Origin of the sequence: Dryocola mayonis, assembly GCF_051307045.1 — a bacterium.
Lineage (GTDB): Bacteria > Pseudomonadota > Gammaproteobacteria > Enterobacterales > Enterobacteriaceae > Dryocola.
Map to the genome: position 1 here is coordinate 1,600,784 of NZ_CP150452.1, position 19,082 is coordinate 1,619,865.

17 protein-coding genes and 2 pseudogenes are annotated in these 19,082 nt (G+C 58.4%); 5 read left to right on the top strand and 14 right to left on the bottom strand.

The window, feature by feature from the left end; all coding sequences use genetic code 11:
- From WLO32_RS07730 to WLO32_RS07740, 3 genes are all read right to left on the bottom strand, one after another.
- On the bottom strand, window positions 1–882 hold the full coding sequence (locus WLO32_RS07730) for a fumarylacetoacetate hydrolase family protein (protein ID WP_435947819.1): 882 nt from the start codon (window positions 880–882) through the stop codon (window positions 1–3).
- Between the two features lie 29 nt (window positions 883–911).
- Window positions 912–1,262, bottom strand: a complete 351-nt coding sequence (locus WLO32_RS07735) for a nuclear transport factor 2 family protein (protein WP_435947820.1) — start codon at window positions 1,260–1,262, stop codon at window positions 912–914.
- Between the two features lie 66 nt (window positions 1,263–1,328).
- The gene (locus WLO32_RS07740) at window positions 1,329–2,111 is read right to left on the bottom strand and encodes an SDR family oxidoreductase (protein ID WP_435947821.1); all 783 of its coding nucleotides are present in this window, start codon (window positions 2,109–2,111) and stop codon (window positions 1,329–1,331) included.
- 430 nt (window positions 2,112–2,541) lie between these two features.
- Between WLO32_RS07740 and agp the strand changes: the two are divergent.
- Window positions 2,542–3,790, top strand: a pseudogene (agp, locus tag WLO32_RS07745) (bifunctional glucose-1-phosphatase/inositol phosphatase).
- A 41-nt stretch (window positions 3,791–3,831) separates the two neighbouring features.
- Here agp and WLO32_RS07750 read toward each other — a convergent pair.
- Window positions 3,832–4,059 (bottom strand): YccJ family protein, encoded by a 228-nt coding sequence (locus WLO32_RS07750; RefSeq protein WP_121267343.1) that lies wholly within the window; start codon window positions 4,057–4,059, stop codon window positions 3,832–3,834.
- Between the two features lie 17 nt (window positions 4,060–4,076).
- Complete coding sequence (wrbA, locus tag WLO32_RS07755; RefSeq protein WP_435947822.1) at window positions 4,077–4,673, bottom strand: NAD(P)H:quinone oxidoreductase; 597 nt, start codon at window positions 4,671–4,673, stop codon at window positions 4,077–4,079.
- A 393-nt stretch (window positions 4,674–5,066) separates the two neighbouring features.
- On the opposite strand from wrbA, the gene WLO32_RS07760 reads away from it, so the two are divergent.
- Both WLO32_RS07760 and WLO32_RS07765 read left to right on the top strand, forming a co-directional pair.
- Window positions 5,067–5,249, top strand: a complete 183-nt coding sequence (locus WLO32_RS07760) for a general stress protein (protein WP_121267345.1) — start codon at window positions 5,067–5,069, stop codon at window positions 5,247–5,249.
- A 174-nt stretch (window positions 5,250–5,423) separates the two neighbouring features.
- Complete coding sequence (locus tag WLO32_RS07765; protein WP_435947823.1) at window positions 5,424–6,356, top strand: DMT family transporter; 933 nt, start codon at window positions 5,424–5,426, stop codon at window positions 6,354–6,356.
- Here WLO32_RS07765 and rutG read toward each other — a convergent pair.
- The 7 genes from rutG to rutA are packed head-to-tail and all read right to left on the bottom strand — an operon-like array spanning window position 6,344 to window position 11,787.
- Window positions 6,344–7,672: a pyrimidine utilization transport protein G gene (rutG, locus tag WLO32_RS07770; RefSeq protein ID WP_435947824.1), complete on the bottom strand. Its 1,329-nt coding sequence runs from the start codon at window positions 7,670–7,672 to the stop codon at window positions 6,344–6,346. The two genes, WLO32_RS07765 and rutG, sit on opposite strands and share 13 nt — an antisense overlap.
- A 25-nt stretch (window positions 7,673–7,697) precedes the next feature.
- Window positions 7,698–8,186 carry an NADH-dependent FMN reductase RutF gene (gene rutF, locus WLO32_RS07775; RefSeq protein ID WP_435947825.1) on the bottom strand — a complete coding sequence of 163 codons (489 nt, stop codon included), beginning with the start codon at window positions 8,184–8,186 and terminating at the stop codon, window positions 7,698–7,700.
- A gap of 9 nt (window positions 8,187–8,195) precedes the next feature.
- Window positions 8,196–8,786 carry a malonic semialdehyde reductase gene (locus tag WLO32_RS07780; protein WP_435947826.1) on the bottom strand — a complete coding sequence of 197 codons (591 nt, stop codon included), beginning with the start codon at window positions 8,784–8,786 and terminating at the stop codon, window positions 8,196–8,198.
- Window positions 8,783–9,592: a pyrimidine utilization protein D gene (gene rutD, locus WLO32_RS07785; RefSeq protein WP_435947827.1), complete on the bottom strand. Its 810-nt coding sequence runs from the start codon at window positions 9,590–9,592 to the stop codon at window positions 8,783–8,785. The genes WLO32_RS07780 and rutD overlap by 4 nt, the downstream gene beginning before the upstream one ends.
- A gap of 4 nt (window positions 9,593–9,596) precedes the next feature.
- A complete protein-coding gene (gene rutC, locus WLO32_RS07790) occupies window positions 9,597–9,983 on the bottom strand; it encodes a pyrimidine utilization protein C (protein WP_435947828.1) in 387 nt (128 codons plus the stop codon).
- A 14-nt stretch (window positions 9,984–9,997) separates the two neighbouring features.
- On the bottom strand, window positions 9,998–10,696 hold the full coding sequence (rutB, locus tag WLO32_RS07795) for a pyrimidine utilization protein B (RefSeq protein WP_435947829.1): 699 nt from the start codon (window positions 10,694–10,696) through the stop codon (window positions 9,998–10,000).
- Window positions 10,696–11,787, bottom strand: a complete 1,092-nt coding sequence (rutA, locus tag WLO32_RS07800) for a pyrimidine utilization protein A (protein ID WP_435947830.1) — start codon at window positions 11,785–11,787, stop codon at window positions 10,696–10,698. Before rutA ends, rutB begins: the two co-directional genes overlap by 1 nt.
- A 245-nt stretch (window positions 11,788–12,032) precedes the next feature.
- Here rutA and rutR point away from each other — a divergent pair, with 245 nt between their 5' ends.
- A complete protein-coding gene (rutR, locus tag WLO32_RS07805; protein ID WP_435947831.1) occupies window positions 12,033–12,677 on the top strand; it encodes an HTH-type transcriptional regulator RutR in 645 nt (214 codons plus the stop codon).
- Here rutR and WLO32_RS07810 read toward each other — a convergent pair.
- Both WLO32_RS07810 and putA read right to left on the bottom strand, forming a co-directional pair.
- Window positions 12,674–13,072: a lysozyme inhibitor LprI family protein gene (locus WLO32_RS07810; protein ID WP_435947832.1), complete on the bottom strand. Its 399-nt coding sequence runs from the start codon at window positions 13,070–13,072 to the stop codon at window positions 12,674–12,676. The two genes, rutR and WLO32_RS07810, sit on opposite strands and share 4 nt — an antisense overlap.
- Before the next feature lie 56 nt (window positions 13,073–13,128).
- Window positions 13,129–17,092: pseudogene (putA, locus tag WLO32_RS07815) on the bottom strand (trifunctional transcriptional regulator/proline dehydrogenase/L-glutamate gamma-semialdehyde dehydrogenase).
- A gap of 436 nt (window positions 17,093–17,528) precedes the next feature.
- On the opposite strand from putA, the gene putP reads away from it, so the two are divergent.
- Window positions 17,529–19,037 (top strand): sodium/proline symporter PutP, encoded by a 1,509-nt coding sequence (gene putP, locus WLO32_RS07820; RefSeq protein ID WP_435947833.1) that lies wholly within the window; start codon window positions 17,529–17,531, stop codon window positions 19,035–19,037.
- Window positions 19,038–19,082 lie beyond the last annotated feature (45 nt).

Genomic DNA, 19,082 nt, shown 5'->3' on the forward strand with positions numbered 1-19,082 from the left:
TCACTCTGTTACGGGGGGAAGTGGGGCGGTGGCCGGCTCTTCATCGACAACGCGATTTTCGATTGCGCCCAGCCCGGTAATTTCAAGACGCATGACGTCGCCGTTTTGCAAGAAACGCCCCGCAGGCGCGCCGATGCCGGACGGCGTGCCGGTGGCGAGAATATCGCCGGGCTCAAGGGTCATCACCGTAGAGAGATAGGCAATCTGTTGATAAATATCGTAAATCATATCGCTGGTACGGCAGTGCTGGCGGCGTTCGCCATTGATGAAAAGCGACATTTGCAGATCTAAGGGATCGTGAATCTCATCGGCGGTGGTTAACCAGGGGCCGATGGGGCCATGCGTATCAAAGGATTTGCCCAGCGTAAACGTCGGGGATTTATGCAGCCAGTCCCGGGCAGATACATCATTAACGATAAGATAACCGGCGATAACCTTAGCGGCCTCGCGGGCTTCAACGTGGCGGCAGCGTTGGCCAATCACCACGCCCAGCTCAATTTCATAATCCATCTTGCTGCTGACGGCCGGTTTAACCACCTCATCAAACGGGCCCGTGATGCAGGAAACCTGTTTATTGAACCACAGCTGGCTTTCGGGAATGGGAATGCCCGCCAGCCGCGCCTCCTGTGCATGCTGGCGATAATTCATCCCAATACCGAGAAACTTTTGCGGATCGGCAACGGGCGCTTCCAGCCTGACTGCTGATAATGCATACGCTGGATGGGTAATGGTTTCCAGTTCATGCCGCCAGTACGAAAGATTGGTTAAAAGCCGGCGCATCGAACAGCTGTCTCCGGTTACGCTACAGAGATCGATAATCTGGTCCTTCTCTATTTTCCCAATTCGCGTGCGGCCATTTTCAGTAAAGCGGGCAAGTTTCATAGTGGTTTCCTGAATAAAAGAGACAAGGGTCAGCGGCTAAGCGGCGTAAGCTGCGATAGCAGGATGCGCCACCGTCCTGCATGACGCCGTAACACCAGCGTGGAAAATCCTTCCCGCACCATCGGCAGCCCGCTTTCCAGCGAACGCACCGTGTTTCGCGTAAGGCCCGAGAGAATGGCGATATCCCCCACTATCTGCACCGCGGGCTCCTCGCGCTGGATGGCGATAAACCCGCCCATCCGCTGTACGTGTTCCAGTAATTGCGATTTGTTATGGACCATGCCCGTGCTGTGAACGTGCACCAGCTCCTCGTCAAGCAGCTGTGCCAACGCGTTGATATCGGCGTTAATCATCAAGCTTTGCCGCAGCTGTTCAAACATGAGCAACTGCCGTTTCGTTGTGCCCGAAGCCTCGCTCATAGCGTTATTTCCCACGTCGCAGAAGATTTACAGCAGGCCGTCATAAGAGCCGCCGTCCAGCTGCAGGTTCTGGCCTGAAATAAAGGCGGCCTGCTGGCTGGCCAGGAAAGCGCAGGCTGCGCCGAACTCCTCCGGCAGGCCGTAGCGCTTCGCCGCAATGCTCATGGCGTTTTTCCGTCGCGCCGTCTGCCGGTCTATCCCTTCTTTCGCCATCAGCCGTTGCAGCATAAATTCCTGCCGCGGCGTATCAATTCGTTCCGGAAGAAGGTTATTGATGGTGACGTTATTGGCCGCCACCTCGCGGCTGATGGCTTTGCACATCGCCGTCAGCGCCGTGCGCGCCGAGGTGGAAAGCCCCATCATGTAGTGCGGCGATTTCACCATTGCCGAGGTGATATTGATGATTCTGCCAAAACGGCGTGCCTGCATGGCGGGCAACCATGCGCGGATAAGCTGAACGGCCGGGATAAAATTAGCGTTCATCGCGGCCAGCAGGGCGGCTTCATCCCATTCATCCAGAGCGCCGGGAGCGGGGCCTGCGTTATTGGTAACCAAAATATCCACCTCCGGCAGCGCGCCGAGAATGCGGGCCCGCCCTTCTGGCTGGGTGAGATCGGCGGCAATAGCCTCGACCTGAACGTCAGGAAAATCATAGCGTAAGGTCTGAACCACATCGCACAGTTTTTCAACGTAGCGGCCATTAAGGGTGACATTTACCCCTTCTGCGGCAAGCGCGCGGGCGCATGCCAGGCCAAGCCCCTGGGAGGAGCCGCAGATAAATGCCTCTCTTCCCCTGATACCCAGATCCATAAGTCACTCCGATCTCAATATTGAATGCGGCTCGCCAGCGTCTGCGTTACGCCGCTTATGCAGCGTTCAGACCCGGCGTTGAAAGCGTCATACCTATAATAGATATATCTTGATATTAGATATGTCTATTTGAGAGGAGGGGAGTTTTTTAAAAGTAAAAGGTGGCTCACACAATTAGGGGGAAACTAAGGTGACTAAAATTTATCTCTTTGTAATTTAAGCTTTAAATATGAATTTGGTTCGGATTGATAAGATTTTGCGGCAGCGGCTTCGTTTCCTTTCGCTATGGCGTTATTCCCGGGCGTAGGATTTTTTCCACGCCCGGACTAAGCAATCTACCGTTTTGCGATCCCGGGCCGGGCGCGCTGTCATATTTCTGCCACACTTTATTTCGGCACTTTTGCTGCAATAACCTCTTGAGGAATAAGGAATGAATAAAAAAATCGTCGCCTCATTACTGGCCGTAGCCTGTTTTGCTCCGGGAATGGCGAATGCCGAAGCCGCCCCGGAAGGCTACCAGCTTCAGCAGGTTCTGCTGATGAGCCGCCATAACCTGCGTGCGCCGCTGGCGAACAACGGCAGCGTGCTCGAACAGTCCACCGCGCAGTCCTGGCCGGAATGGGACGTGCCCGGCGGGCAGCTGACCACCAAAGGTGGCGTGCTGGAAATTTATATGGGGCATTATCTGCGCGAATGGCTGGCGGAGCAGGGGCTGGTAAAAAGCGGCGAGTGTCCGACTCCGCAAAGCGTTTATGCCTACGCCAACAGCCTGCAACGCACCGTAGCGACCGCGCAGTTCTTCATAACCGGCGCATTCCCCGGCTGCGACGTACCTGTTCATCACCAGGAAAAAATGGGCACCATGGACCCGACGTTTAACCCGGTTATCACCAACGACTCGCCGGAATTCCAGCAGGCGGCGGTGAAAGCGATGGAGGCCCCAGCGCGAACACTATAAGCTCGACGACAGCTATAAGCTGCTTGAGCAGGTAACGGCGTTTAGCGACTCGCCGACCTGCAAAGAAAAACAGGAGTGCGATTTAACCGCCGGGAAGGATAAATTCAGCGCCAACGCGAGCGAAGAGCCGGGCGTAAACGGGCCGCTAAAAGTGGGCAACTCGCTGGTGGACGCCTTTACCTTGCAGTACTACGAGGGTTTCCCGCTCGATCAGGTCGCCTGGGGGCAGATTAAAACCGAGCAGCAGTGGCGCGTGCTGTCGCAGCTGAAAAATAGCTATCAGGACACCCTGTTTACCTCGCCTGAGGTGGCGCGCAACGTGTCCGCGCCGCTGGTGAAATACATTCAGAAAGCGCTGACGGGCAGCGAGGAGAAAGGGCCGAAAATCACCCTGCTGGTCGGGCATGATTCCAATATCGCCTCGCTGCTGACCGCGCTGGATTTCAAGGAATACCAGCTGCCGCAGCAGAACGAGCGTACGCCGATCGGCGGCAAAATCATGTTCCAGCGCTGGCATGACAGCAAGGCCAATCGCGAGCTGATGAAGGTCGAGTACGTCTATCAGAGCAGCGAACAGCTGCGCAACGGCGAGGTGCTGAGCCTGCAACAGCCGCCGCAGCGCGTAACGCTGCAGCTTAACGGCTGCCCGGTTGACGCCAACGGTTTTTGTCCGTGGGATAAATTTACCGAAGTGTTAGATAAAACGGTGGCAGGCAAATAAAGCATCGGTCCCCCGCAACGGCGGGGGACCGGTCGAACAACCTAAACGTTTTTGCGCTCTATGGTCTGCTCTCCCCAGAACAGCGAGTCCTTATCGGTTTTCTCAAACGCCTTGAGCAACACTTCGTCGCTGCCTTCCTCCCAGATTTTCTCTGCGAGCTTTTCGTCATATTTAGCCACTTCAAAAATAGCTTCCGCTATCTCCGGAGAGGTATTACGTAGACTTGCCCATTCACCGACGTGATGCGCTTTGGATTCTTGAGTTGGCATAGGTGCTCCTTTGAAAATTAACCGTTGAGTTTAACTGCCAGACCGGCCACGTATTCACCCTGATAGCGGGCGATGGACAGCTCCTCCGCGCTTGGCTGACGAGAGCCATCGCCGCCGGCGATAGTCGTGGCGCCGTAAGGTGTGCCGCCGCGCACCTGCGAAATATCAAACAGCTCCTGCGCCGCATAGCCAATTGGGACGATAACCATCCCGTGATGTGCAAGCGTAGTCCATGTCGAAGAAATAGTGTGCTCCTGGCCGCCGCCGGTGCCGGTTGAGCTGAACACGCTGGCAAGCTTGCCGTAAAGGCCGCCGGATGCCCACAGGCCGCCGGTCTGGTCAAGGAAGGTGCGCATTTGTCCGGACATGTTGCCAAAGCGGGTTGGCGTACCAAAAATGATGGCGTCGTATTCCGCAAGCTCCTGCGGCGTGGCCTGCGGGGCGTTTTGCGTTTTCCCGCCGGCTTTTAAGAAGGCTTCGGCCGGCATGGTTTCCGGTACCCGTTTTATCGTCACCTCGGCGCCATCGACCTTCTGAGCGCCTTCCGCCACGGCGTGAGCCATCGTTTCGATATGTCCATACATGGAATAATAGAGCACCAGTATTTTTGCCATCTTGTTTTACTCCTGGATTGAACCGCAGCGTTTTGCTGCCCTCCTTTAAAGATATGCCCTGTGCCTGAGAGTGCAAACCGGAGTGCCGTTTCCTTGATGCATCACAATCTGCGGTAAAAGGGCAAAAATGTAGCATTACGTCACATTTTTATGCCCTGAAGATTTCGTCAAAAATAAGAATATCTTATGAATCGCAGCGCGAAAAAATCATTCTTTCCGGCGATTACATGTTGCAAGATATTACGGTTAACTGGTCAATTACGCTTGCTGCACTAAGCTTAGTTTCACGTGGCAGCGATAAGGGCGCAAGCCGAATGCCGCGCGGTGAAAGAATTTCTCTTTTACTGAATGCAGAATGATGACTTATTGATTTCACCAATCTGGAGGTTAGAAATGGCAAACCATCGTGGTGGTTCAGGTAATTTCGCTGAAGACCGTGAAAGAGCATCAGAAGCAGGTCGTAAAGGTGGCCAACATAGCGGTGGGAATTTTAAAAATGACCCACAACGTGCATCAGAAGCAGGCCAGAAAGGGGGCAAAAATAGCCACGGCAGCGGTAGCAGCAAAAGTAAATAGCCGTAGCTAAGGGCGATTAGCTGTCCTGTCCGATGATTAAGAGCTAATAGCCAGTCCCGGCCGCCGGTTTTTACCGGCGGTTTTTTATTTTCCGCCGCCCATTGCGCCGCCTCCCGGCGCGTCGCACTATAGTCAGCTCTGTTATTTATCCTCTGAATGCTTGCTGGTATCCCCATGTCCGCCTTATTAAGCCGCTACAAATTCTCCGTAAAGCCTCAGGAAGCGATACTGATTCTGATAACCATGTTCTGGGGCGGCACCTTCCTTGCCGTGCAGTATGCGATGACCATGAGCGGACCGTTTTTCTTTGTCGGCCTGCGTTTTGCCACCGCGGCGCTTGCCGTAGGGCTGCTGTCGCTAAAATCCCTGCGCGGCCTGACGTGGCTGGAAGTCAAGGCGGGCGTTGCCATCGGTATTTCCATCGCCATGGGTTACAGCATGCAGACGTGGGGATTACAGACCATTCCGAGCAGTAAATCCGCCTTTATCACCGCGATGTACGTTCCTTTAGTGCCGCTGCTGCAGTGGGTTTGCCTGGGGAAAATGCCGGGGGTTATGTCCTGGGCGGGCGTGGCGCTGGCCTTTATGGGGTTAATCTTCCTCGCCGGGCCGCAAGGCGCGACGCTGACTTTGGGCGCGGGCGAAATCATCACGCTGATAAGCGCGCTTGCCATCGCCGCCGAGATAATCATGATCGGCCTCTGGGCCGGCAGGGTGGATATTAAACGCGTGACCGTGGTGCAACTGGCCACCGCGTCAATTGTAGCCTTCGCTACCATGATTCCGGCAGGCGAGAGCGTGCCGCCGTTGAGCAGCGGCTTAGCGGTAATAGCCCTGGGCTTAGGGATTTTCAGCGCCATTATCCAGGTGACGATGAACTGGGCGCAGCGCAGCGTTTCGCCGACCCGCGCCACGGTTATATATACCGGCGAGCCGGTCTGGGCAGGTATTTTCGGGCGCATCGCCGGGGAGCGTTTGCCCATGCTGGCCCTTTCAGGCGGCGCGCTTATCGTGCTTGGCGTGCTGGTCAGCGAATTAAAACTCAAACGTAAGAAAGCGGCACCGGTTTCGGTGCCGAAGGAAGAGCTGCGCCGTCAGGGATCCTGATGGGCTATTTCGGCGTCGCTCACCGGGGCCGGGCGACGGCTTAAAATGGCGTTCAGAATAATGGCGCCAAAGGTGGCGGTGCCTATCCCGCCGAGCGTAAAGCCGCCCAGCGTCAGGGCGAAGTCGCCCGCTCCCAGCACCAGCGTCACCGCAACCATAATCAAATTACCGTTCAGGCTCAGGTCCACGCGATGCTGTATCCAGATGCGCGCCCCCGCCACGGCAATCAGCCCGAACACCACAATCGAGGCGCCGCCGATTACCGGGGCCGGGATGGTATGGATAAGCGCCCCGAACTTCGGTGAGAAGCCAAGCAGCATGGCGATGCCCGAGGCGGCCACGAACACCAGCGTGGAATAGACTTTCGTCACGGCCATTACGCCGATATTCTCCGCATAGGTCGTGACGCCGCTGCCGCCTACCGAACCTGAAAGCATCGTCGCCAGCCCGTCGCCGACGAAAGCGCGGCCGATATAAGGGTCCATATTTTGGCCGGTCATGCCCGCCACGGCTTTCAGGTGCCCGAGGTTTTCCGCCACCAGGATAACGGCTACCGGGGCGATTAACATCATTGCCTGGCCGTTAAAGGTCGGCGAGGTGAGCTGTGGCAGGCCAAACCACGCGGCCTGCTGGAGAAGAGAAAAATCTACCGGTTTGCCGAAGCCCAGGCCGTTTGCGAGGATCGCATACAGCGCGCAGGCAACGATCAGGCCTAACAGGATCAGCAGGCGTTGGATCATTCCGCGCGTGAACACCGCCACAAGGCCGATACACAGCACCGTCATCACCGCCATCCAGCTGTCAAAGCCGCTGGCCGAGACGCCGCGCACGGCTATCGGCGCAAGGTTAAGCCCAATCGCCATCACCACCGCGCCGGTGACCACCGGCGGCATCAGGCGCTCAATCCAGCGGGTGCCCGCTTTCATAACGATAAACCCAATCGCGGTATACGCCGCGCCGCAGGCGATAATCCCGCCCAGCGCCACGCTCAGATGAGGGTTCAGTCCCTGGCCGTTAAAGCCCGTGACGGCTATCACCACGCCGACAAAGGCCGCGCTGGAGCCGAGATAGCTCGGCACGCGCCCGCCGGTGACCAGGAAAAACAGCAGCGTGCCGACGCCCGACATCAGGATAGAAAGATTCGGATCGAGACCCATCAGCAGCGGCATTAAAACCGTCGCCCCGAACATCGCCACCGCGTGCTGCACGCCCATCACCAGCGTCTGCCCCAGCGGCAGCATTTCATCCGGCGCCACGACGCCGCTTTCCGTTACTGCAGATTTCTTACGCCATTGAGGGAACCAGGAATTCGCCATTTTCATCTCCACGCAGGAATTTCGGCTAACAGGCAGGCCGCATCAGTTGGTGATAGCCACGGTCAAACCACACCAGGCCGTGGGTATCGTCGTTACGTTCTAAAGCCACCAGCTCGCAAAACAGGATGTCGTGCGTTCCCACGCTCACCACCTGGCTGATGCGGCAGTCGAAGGAGGCCACCGCGCCTTCAAGCTGCGGGCAGCCGCTCGCGCCCTGTCGCCAGCGCGCTGCGGAAAAGCGCTCCGCCATGGGCGTTTTGCCGCCAAACAGGTTGGAGAGCGATTCGTGACCGGCGGCCAGGGTATTGACGCAAAGCGCCATGTTCTGACTGAAAACCGGCCATACCGACGCGCTGCGATTAAGGCAGACCAGCAAAGTCGGCGGGTCATCGGTGACGCTACACACCGCCGAGGCGGTAAAACCAGCCCGTCCGGCAGGGCCGTCGGTGGTGATAATATTGACCGCCGCCCCGAGTCGGGACATCGCATCGCGGAAGCTTTGTTTTTCAACCATAAATGCTCCTTAAGCCAGCCCGCAGGCGTCCTGAAAAGCCAGACGCGGCAGGCGGGCATGCGTTCTGGCGGCGTCGCCATAGCCGATATTGATCAGCAAATTGCTTTTCCAGCCGCTGGCCTGGAAAAACGCCGCATCCACTTTCTGTCGATCGAAACCTGACATCGGCCCGGTGTCGAGGCCCAGCGCCCGGCAGGCGGAAATCAGATAGGCCGCCTGCATCGAGCTGTTGCGAAAGGCGGTTTCCTGCGCCAGTTCAGGGCTTGAGGTAAACCATGCGCGCGCGTCCGCATAGGGAAACAGCGCGGGCAGATGCTCATAGAAAGCCGGATCCCAGGCGACGATGGCCGTCACCGGCGCGCTCATGGTTTTATCGACGTTACCGCTGGAGAGCGCGGGTTTAAGACGGGCTTTCCCCTCGCTGCTGCGCACAAAAAGAAAGCGCGCCGGCGAACAGTTAGCCGAAGTAGGGCCGAGGCAAACCAGGTTATAAATCTCTTCAAGCTGCGCATCGCTCACGCCGCGATCCAGCCAGGCGCTGTGGGTGCGGGCATGGGTAAACAGCGTCTCCAGCGCCGGGGTATCAACTGCAGAACTCATACGTTTTCCTCATGGTATTCGGGGAAGGGTAATAGCCTGGCCAGTTCGTCCAGCAGCCGTTCGTTAAAGGCGCTAGCGGCGGTGACGTTGCAGGCGTGGCCGCCCCAGGGCAGGATCTGCAGCCGGCTGTTGGGCAAGGCGTCGTGCAGCGCCGCGGAGCAGTTCCAGGGCACCAGAAGATCGTCCCGGGCGCAAATCAGCAGCACCGGCTGGCGGATAAGGTGCGCGGTAGCGCGAAAATCCGCCGCCTTCAGCGCCTTCAGGCGGCGCGTAAGGTTCTCTTCTCCCTGAAAGTGGGCGTTATGCAGGGCCTCCTCCGCCTCAAGGCGCGGCTGGTTAGCCGCCATCCAGTCGGCCGGATAAAGGAAAAGCGGCTGCGCCTGTAAATACGCCGCGCTGCCGCTGTCGCGCAGCAGGGTTTCCCGAACCGCGAAGCAGCGTCGCGTGTGGGCGTTAAGCTGCAGCCAGCCGTTAATCACGATCAGCGCTTTTACCGATTCGGGATAATCCAGCGCCAGCTGCATGCCGAGCAGTCCGCCAAGCGCATGGCCCAGCAGGCTAAACTCGGTGACGCCTTTCGCCTGCAGGGCTTCGTGCAGCTCGCGCGCCATATCCGCCATGCTGTAGTCTTCCGGCAGGGGTTCATGGTTAACTCCGGTGCCGCGCTGGTCGTACACCACCAGCTGATAGCGGGCGCCAAGGGCCGCCCGCTGCTCCTGCCAGTAGCTTCCGGCGCCGCCAAGCCCGGCAGCCAGCGCCAGCACCGGCGCGTCAGGGAAAGGGGGAGAGGTCAGCTCAATGTGCATAGGGCTATTTCCCGATGTGCGCCACGGAGGCGATTTCTACCAGCGCATCTGGCTTTACCAGACCGCACTGGATGCAAAAACGCGCCGGCTTGTCGCCTGCGAAAAACTCCGCGTAAACCTCATTGACCGCCGCGTAGTTAGCCCAGTCGGTAATAAAGATGGCGTTAAAGGTCACGTCATCCATACTGCCGCCCGCGGTTTCAATAACCGCTTTGATGGTTTCCAGCACGTGACGCGTCTGCGCCCGGGCATCCCCGAGGTGAACCACGTTATTTTGCTTATCGAATGGAAGCGTTCCTGAGACATACACCACGCCATCGGCCAGCGTGCCCGGCACGAAAGGCGCAATAGGCGTCGTGGTTCCCGGCGGAATAATGACGGATTTAGGCATCAGCAGGCTCCTTATCAGGCAATACGGGCAAGCGCATGCGGGGACAACGCGCGGCAAAACGAACCGACGTCGCTGACCCAGCCAAAGAAGGTTTCGATATTGAATAAGGCGGCCTGCTGGGCGAAAGCGGGCCCGGCCTGGTAGGTGGCATCGGCGAGCACCACGCCGAAATACTCCAGGAAAAAGCCGTCGCGCAGAGTGGATTCCACGCACACGTTGGTGGCGATGCCGGTAAACACCAGATGGCGGATCCCACGCGAGCGCAGGATGCTGTCCAGCGGCGTATTAAAGAAGCCGCTGTAGCGTGGTTTAGGCAGCACGATATCCCCCGGCTGCGGCACCAGCTCGTCCACCAGCTGATAATCCCAGCCGCCTTTCGCCAGCAGGGTGCCCTGTAATTCCGGACGCTGGCGCATGGTTTTCAGGGCGTTGGATTTATGCCAGTTGGGCGAACCCGGCCCGCCCGCCTCCACGTAGTCGCTGTCCCAGCCGTTCTGGAACCAGATAATCAGCATGCCTGCTTCACGCGCCGCCGCTACGGCAGTTTTTATACTGTCGATAACCGGCGCGGTGGCGGAAACGTCAAATCCGGCCAGGTCGAGATAGCCGCCTTTGGTGGCGTAGGCGTTTTGCATATCCACAACGATAAGCGCGCTCTGTTCCGGGGTAAAAGCTATGGATTCCGGACGCGCGTCAAGGGTGATGTTTTTCATTACGCCACCTCGCGAGCGGTGGGGGAAAGATGACGGCGCGACTGCATCAGCGGCTGGATCCGTTCGCCAAACGCCTCAATACCGCTAAGGAAATCGTCAAAGGTCAGCAGCACCCCTTCGGCGCCGGGGACGGTCGCCACCTCGTCCAGCAGGCGCGCGACGGTGGCGTATGAACCTACCAGCGTGCCCATATTGATGTTCACCGCGGAGGTCGGATCCGCCATTTGCCGCACGTTGGTATCCGTGCCGGAACGGGTATCTTTCTGGCTTTGCTCGGTCAGCCAGGCAAGCGCCTCTTCGTCCGCGCCCGCTTTGTAGTGCTCCCATTTCGCGCGGGCGGCCTCGTCGGTTTCATCGGCAATTATCATAAACAGCACGTATGAGCCGACTTCCCGCCCGGTTTTTTCAGCCGCCAGCTTCATGCGCGCGGCGGTTGGCGCAAAGGCCGTCGGCGTATTCACCCCTTTGCCAAAGCAGAAGTTGTAATCGGCGTATTCGGCGGAGAAGGCCATGCCGGCGTCGCTTTGGCCCGCGCAGATCATCCTGACCGGTTTTGCCGGACGCGGGCTGAGGCGGCAATCGTTCATGGTGAAAAACTCTCCTTTCAGATCGCAGCGTCCGGTGCCCCACAGTTCCCGCAGCACCGTGGCGTATTCGGCAAGGTAGTCATAACGGCGGGCGAAATAGTCATCTCCCGGCCACATGCCCATCTGCTCGTATTCGGGTTTTTGCCAGCCGGTCACCAGATTCACGCCGAATCTGCCGGGGGCGATGGAGTCGATGGTGGAGGCCATGCGCGCGACAATTGCCGGGGGCAGGGTAAGGGTGGCGGCGGTGGCGTAGATCTGGATTCTGGAGGTAACCGCGGCCAGCCCGGCCATCAGCGAGAAGGACTCCAGGTTGTGATCCCAGAATTCAGTTTTGCCGCCGAAGCCGCGTAACTTGATCATCGAGAGCGCAAAATCGAAATCGTAGCGTTCCGCTTTTTGCACGATGGCTTTGTTCAGCTCAAAAGTAGGCATGTACTGCGGCGCGTTAGTGGAGATTAGCCAGCCGTTGTTGCCGATAGGGACGAAGACACCAATTTTCATCACGGACCTCTCACTGGTTGGGAAGGTATTCAGCGGAGATAATGCAAGCCTGATGCCAGAGTGATAAAAGACAATGTTATCAATATGTTGATTGTTTGTTTCATCCAGGCTTATAAAAACATGGACTGTTTGGTCAAAAAGAGTGCACGAAAATTAAGCATCCCTGCGCGCTGAGGGTGCAAAGTAGTCGTGGGGCGGATGCGGCTTTGCTATGCTTGAGGCACACGAATCCAGGGAGAGAACGCATGGCTGAAGGCGCAGTACATACCAAACAAACCGGGCGGCGATCCCTTGCCGTCGCAGCCAAGAAACAGGCCATTCTGGCGGCAGGCCTGGAGTTTTTCTCCCTGTACGGCATCCACGGCACCAGCCTTGATAAGGTTGCGGAGCGCGCCGAGGTGTCCAAAACCAACCTGCTTTATTACTATCCTTCCAAAGAAGCGCTGTATATTGCCGTGCTCAAGCAGATCCTCGATATCTGGCTGGCGCCGCTGCGCGCGTTTCGCGAAGACCTGGAGCCGCTGGTGGCCATCAGCGAGTACATTCGCCTGAAGCTTGAGGTATCGCGGGATTATCCGCAGGCCTCAAGGCTGTTTTGCCTTGAGATGCTGCAGGGCGCGCCGCTGTTAAAGGCCGAGCTTACCGGGGATTTAAAAACCCTCGTGGATGACAAATCGGCGATTATTGCCGGCTGGGTGGCGGGCGGAAAGCTGGCGGCGGTCGATCCGCACCATCTGATCTTTATGCTGTGGGCCACCACGCAGCACTACGCTGACTTTGCAAGCCAGGTCGAGGCGGTGACGGGCAGCACCTTAAACGACGAAGAGTTTTTCCGCCGCACGGTGGAAAACGTACAGCGGATGATTATCGAAGGAATTCGGGTGCGTTAGTCCGGCTGCGGAGGAAACACGCAGCTCACGTCGCCTTCCTCGCACTGCAGGGTGCTTTTCAGCAGCTCTGTGCGTTCGCGGGTTTTGTCCGCCATGCAAATGGCGTGAACCATCGGATAGACGGAGCCGGTTTCAGCGCCGGAACTTAACAGCTCGCAGTCGGCGTCGCGAAAGGCGATCCACGCGTTCTGCGCCGCTTTCAGCTGGATTTTCTGCTTATCGGTGGCGCGTTTCATCACCTGTTTATAGGTCTGGTTGAGTAAATCATCCTGCTTTTTATACTCGGCGCCGTAGCACTGATTTATCTCCGCCTGCGACGTGGCCGTGTCGCAGGTATCCGCCAGCGCGCTGGCGCTTAACAGCAGGCCGGAAAGAAGAAGTAGCACGCGTTTCATCGTTATCCCTCAAAGAAAAAAGGCTCCGGAAGGAGCCTTTCAAGAGTAGCGAAGCCTTAGCCGATTGTCATCAGGCTGGCGTTGCCGCCGGCCGCCGCGGTGTTTACGCTGAGCGAGCGCTCCACGTACAGCCGCTCAAGCAGCAGATTGCTTTCCCCGCGCGCGAAGCCCTGTACCGAGACGATGGCGCCGTCGCGTGCGGCGACTTTTTCGCACAGCTCCCGCAGCTGGTCTGAATCGCCGTGATAGATCACCGCGTCAAACCGCTGGCCGATAGCCGCTTCCGGCTGCGCAAAATCAATCAGCTGCTGCACCCGGGAGGGCAGCTGCTTCGCAAGGTCGCGATGCAGTTTGTCATCAGCCCACAGCACGCGGCAGCCCACGCTTGTGGCCGCCGCCAGCTGCACCAGCGCATCCTGCTCGTTATCCGCAAGGCAAAGCACGCGCTCGCGCGGCATCAGCGCGTAGGTGTTGCGCTCGCCCGTCGGGCCCGGCAGCTGGCGCAGCGTGCCGCTCTGGGCCAGTTCTGCAAAGCGTTCGCACAGGGCTTTAAGGTCGCCACGTCCGGCTGCCCACTCGGTCAGCGCCTGATGCGCTTCCTGCAGCCTGGCTTTTAACGTGGTATCGACCGGCAGCTCCGCGTCCTGACGGGTGAAGGTTTTCTGCAGCGCGCCTTCCGGGCGGTTAGCCAGCAGGCGGTAGAGGTAGAGCGGGCCGCCGGCCTTAGGCCCCGTTCCGGACAGGCCTTCGCCGCCGAACGGCTGCACGCCGACGACCGCGCCGACCATGTTGCGGTTTACGTACATATTGCCGACGTGGGCAGAACCGGTCACCTGGGCGATGGTTTCGTCGATGCGGGTGTGCACGCCGAGGGTCAGGCCGTAGCCCGCCGCGTTAATTTGCTCGATCAGCGCTTCGAGATTGTTACGGTTATAGCGCACCACGTGCAGCACCGGCCCGAAGACCTCTTTTTGCATCTCGTCGAAGCTTTCCAGCTCAATCAGCGTTGGCGGAACGAAGGTGCCGCTTTGCCACTCTTTCATATCCTGCGCGTTTTCACGCGCGGCCTGGAAGATTTTGCGGCCTTTGGCGCGCATCCCCTGGATATGCCTGTCGATGCTCTCTTTCGCTTCGGCGTCGATAACCGGGCCGATATCCGTCGTCAGGCGGCCTGGATTGCCCATACGGCATTCCGCCATCGCGCCGCGCAGCATCTGCAGCGTGTGCTCGGCCACTTCTTCCTGCACGCACAGCACGCGCAGGGCGGAGCAGCGCTGGCCTGCGCTGTCGAACGCGGAGGCAACCACGTCGACCACCACCTGCTCCGTGAGGGCGGAAGAATCCACAATCATCGCGTTCAGACCACCAGTTTCGGCAATCAGCGGCGTAGGGCGGCCCTGCGGATCCAGACGATCGGCTATGTTGCGCTGCAATAATGTGGCCACGTCCGTCGAGCCCGTAAACATCACGCCGCGCACCCGGGCGTCGCCGGTCAGCTGGGCGCCCACCGTTTCACCGCGGCCGGGCAGCAGCTGCACCACGCCCGCGGGCACGCCCGCCTCAAGCAGAATGGCGATGCCCTGCGCGGCAATCAGCGGGGTTTGCTCCGCCGGTTTTGCCAGCACGCTGTTACCGGCGGCGAGAGCCGCGGCAATCTGGCCGGTGAAGATCGCCAGCGGGAAGTTCCACGGACTGATGCACACGACCGGGCCGAGGGGGCGGTGCGTTTCGTTATCGAAATCGTCCCGCACCTGGCCTGCGTAGTAATGCAGGAAATCAACGGCTTCGCGCACTTCGGCGATGGCATTGCTGAAGGTTTTACCCGCTTCACGAACCAGAATGCCAATCAGCTGCTGCATCTGGCCTTCCATAATCACCGCGGCGCGCTCCAGGATCAGGGCGCGTTCCTGCGGCGGCGTCGCAAACCAGATCGGCGCGTTATTTACCGCGCTTTCCAGCGCGCGGGAGACTTCATCGCTGGTGGCCTCGCGCGTGAAACCTACCACGTCGCCCGGCTCGGCCGGGTTCCTGACTTCCGTCATCTCGCCCGGGCTAACGGCTTCTTCAAGGATCGGTAGCGCCTGCCATTTCTGCGCTGCGCTGTTGAGCAGGGCGGAGGAAAGGGAGGCAAGACGGTGTTCGTTCGCCAGATCCAGCCCGCTGGAGTTGCTGCGGCCTTCGCCGTACAGATCTTTCGGCAGCGCGATTTTTGGGTGCGGCAGGCCAAGCCGGCCTTCTTTGCCCGCAAGGCTTTCCGTCGCGCTCACCGGATCGGCGACCAGCTCGTCCAGCGGCAGGGTGTTGTCGGCGATGCGGTTAACAAAGGAGGTGTTCGCCCCGTTTTCCAGCAGGCGGCGCACCAGATAGGCCAGCAGCGTTTCGTGCGTGCCCACCGGCGCATAAATACGGCAGGGGCGGTTTAGCTTGCCGTCGGCGATTTTACCCACCACCTGATCGTAGAGCGGCTCGCCCATGCCGTGCAGGCACTGAAATTCGTACTGGCCCGGATAGTAGTTTTGCCCGGCGAGGTTATAAATTGCCGCCAGCGTATGGGCGTTGTGCGTCGCGAACTGCGGATAAATCAGATTCGGCACCGTCAGCAGCTTTTTCGCGCAGGCCAGATAGGAGATATCGGTGTAAACCTTGCGCGTGTAAACCGGGTAACCCTCCAGGCCTTCCATCTGGGCGCGTTTAATTTCGCTGTCCCAGTAGGCGCCCTTCACCAGACGGATCATCAGGCGGCGGTGGCTGCGGGTGGCGAGATCAATCAAATAATCGATAACGAACGGGCAGCGCTTCTGGTAGGCCTGGATAACGAAGCCGATGCCGTTCCAGCCCGCCAGCTCCGGCTCGAAGCAAAGCTTCTCCAGCAGGTCGAGGGAGATTTCAAGACGATCGGCCTCTTCGGCGTCGATGTTGATCCCCACGTCGTACTGGCGAGCCAGCAGCGTCAGGGATTTCAGGCGTGGATAGAGCTCTTCCATAACGCGGTCGTACTGCGCGCGGCTGTAGCGCGGGTGCAAAGCGGAAAGCTTGATGGAGATGCCCGGACCTTCGTAAATGCCGCGCCCGTTGGAGGCTTTGCCGATGGCGTGAATGGCCTGCTGGTAGGAAACCATATAGGCCTGGGCATCGGCGGCGGTGAGCGCGGCTTCACCGAGCATGTCGTAGGAGTAGCGGAAGCCTTTTTCTTCCAGCTTGCGCGCGTTAGCCAGCGCTTCGGCGATGGTTTCGCCGGTAACGAACTGCTCGCCCATCAGGCGCATCGCCATATCCACGCCTTTGCGGATCAGCGGCTCGCCGCTCTTGCTGATAATGCGGTTCAGGGAGTGGGAAAGGCTGGTTTCGTTGTGCGTGGAAACCAGGCGCCCGGTAAACAGCAAACCCCAGGTGGCGGCGTTGACAAACAGCGACGGGCTGCGGCCGATGTGGGAGTGCCAGTTGCCGTTGCTGATTTTATCGCGGATTAGGGCATCGCGGGTCGCTTTGTCCGGAATACGCAGCAGGGGCCTCCGCCAGGCACATCAGCGCCACGCCTTCCTGCGAGGAAAGCGAGAATTCCTGCAGCAAACCTTGTACCATGCCCGCCCGGCCGGAAGCGCTCTTCTGATTGCGCAGTTTTTCGGCCAGCCGGTAGGCCAGTTTGTGCGTCTGCTCGGCAAGCGGCTGCGGCAGACGCGCCTGCTCAAGGATCATCGGCACGGCGTCGGTTTCCGGACGGCGCCAGGCAGCGGTAATCGCGGCGCGGCTAACGGACTGCGGCAGGATTTGTTCGGCGAAATCGAGGAAAGGCTGATGCGTCTCTTCGGGGACCGGCGGCGACTCTTCGCTTTCATTGGCGGCGCCCGCGAGCAAAGCGGGCAGTTCTGGCAGTTCGTCGTTATTTTCCAGGCGTTCAAGATAGTTAAAAATCGCCTGCTTAATTAGCCAGTGTGGCGTGCGGTCAATACGTGAAGCGGCGTGCTTAATACGCTCGCGAGTCGCTTCGTCAAGCTTAACGCCCATGGTAGTGGTGCCCATGCCAAAGACTCCCTTGTGCAAGATTTAAAAGAGGTGACAGCAAAAGTTACCCGGCAATATCCACCATGTTGCAACTTTGTGCAACCTTGTTAAATGTGAGCCAGATAACAGGCCGGGAAAAGAGTGAAATTGTTAAATTTAAAATAAGAAAGCGATCTGGCTAATTATTTGCAGACGAGGGGAATTTACCGACATAGTTAACACTTTCATGAGGTGCAACCGCAAAAAGCGTGAGCGAGTGCAACCTCCGTGAAAAAGGTATTTTTTGTGGGGTGAATTTCTTGTGAATGCCGTGTTAAATCGTTTGTGAATAATACCGGCTTCCTGCAGGATACGGTCGCGAACTGACACGACAACAAGCCGCACTTCGTTCCGGTGAGGCAACAACGGTTTATTTCTTATAAAAAAAACCGGTAAACAAATCTGGAGAACTTGCATGACCATGAGTACACCAATGCTGGTGACTTTCCTTGTTTATATCTTTGGCATGATATTGATAGGGTTTATCGCCTGGCGCTCAACCAAAAACTTCGATGATTATATTCTCGGCGGCCGCAGTCTGGGCAGCCTGGTGACCGCGTTATCCGCCGGCGCTTCTGATATGAGCGGCTGGTTATTAATGGGGTTGCCCGGCGCGATATTTCTCTCCGGTATTTCTGAAAGCTGGATCGCAATTGGTTTAACCGTTGGCGCTTATATTAACTGGAAGCTGGTGGCGGGCCGTTTGCGCGTTCATACCGAAGTAAACAATAACGCGTTGACGCTGCCGGATTATTTCACCGGCCGCTTTGAAGATAAAAGCCGCCTGCTGCGTATTATCTCGGCGGTCGTTATTTTGCTGTTCTTCACGATTTATTGCGCATCCGGCATTGTGGCGGGGGCGCGCCTGTTTGAAAGCACCTTCGGCATGAGCTATGAAACCGCGCTGTGGGCGGGTGCCGCCGCTACCATCATTTATACCTTCGTCGGCGGGTTCCTTGCGGTGAGCTGGACCGATACCGTGCAGGCCAGCCTGATGATTTTCGCCCTGATCCTCACCCCGGTGATGGTGATTCTGGCCGTCGGCGGTCTGGATGACTCGCTTGTGGTCATCAAGCAGAAAAGCATCGAAAACGTCGATATGCTCAAGGGCCTTAACTTTGTCGCCATCATTTCGCTGATGGGCTGGGGCCTTGGCTATTTCGGCCAGCCGCATATTCTGGCGCGCTTTATGGCGGCGGATTCCCACCACACCATCGTAAACGCCCGCCGCATCAGCATGACGTGGATGATCCTTTGCCTGGCAGGCGCGTGCGCCGTGGGCTTCTTCGGCATTGCTTACTTCTCTAACAACCCCGCACAGGCCGACGCCGTTAACCAGAACGGCGAACGCGTATTTATTGAACTGGCGCAGCTGCTGTTTAACCCGTGGATTGCCGGCGTGCTGCTTTCGGCGATTCTGGCGGCGGTAATGTCAACGCTGAGCTGCCAGCTGCTGGTCTGCTCCAGCGCGATTACCGAAGATTTGTACAAGGCCTTCTTCCGCAAAGGCGCGGGTCAGAAAGAGCTGGTATGGGTAGGACGCGCGATGGTGCTGGTGGTGGCGCTGGTCGCCATCGCCCTCGCGGCCAATCCGGAAAACCGCGTGCTGGGCCTGGTGAGCTACGCATGGGCGGGCTTCGGCGCGGCGTTCGGCCCGGTCGTTCTGTTCTCCGTCATGTGGTCGCGCATGACCCGTAACGGCGCGCTTGCCGGTATGGTTACAGGTGCGGTGACGGTTATCGTCTGGAAACAGTTCGCGTGGCTGGGCCTGTATGAAATCATCCCCGGATTCATCTTCGCCAGCATCGGCATCGTAGTGGTGAGCCTGTTGGGTAAAGCGCCTTCCACCACCATGCAAAAACGCTTTGCCGAGGCGGATGATGTTTATCATTCCGCGCCGCCAACAAGGCTGCAGGCAGAATAAATTGCCTTTCAGGGCCGGGCTTCCCGGCCTTTTTTACATCCCGAG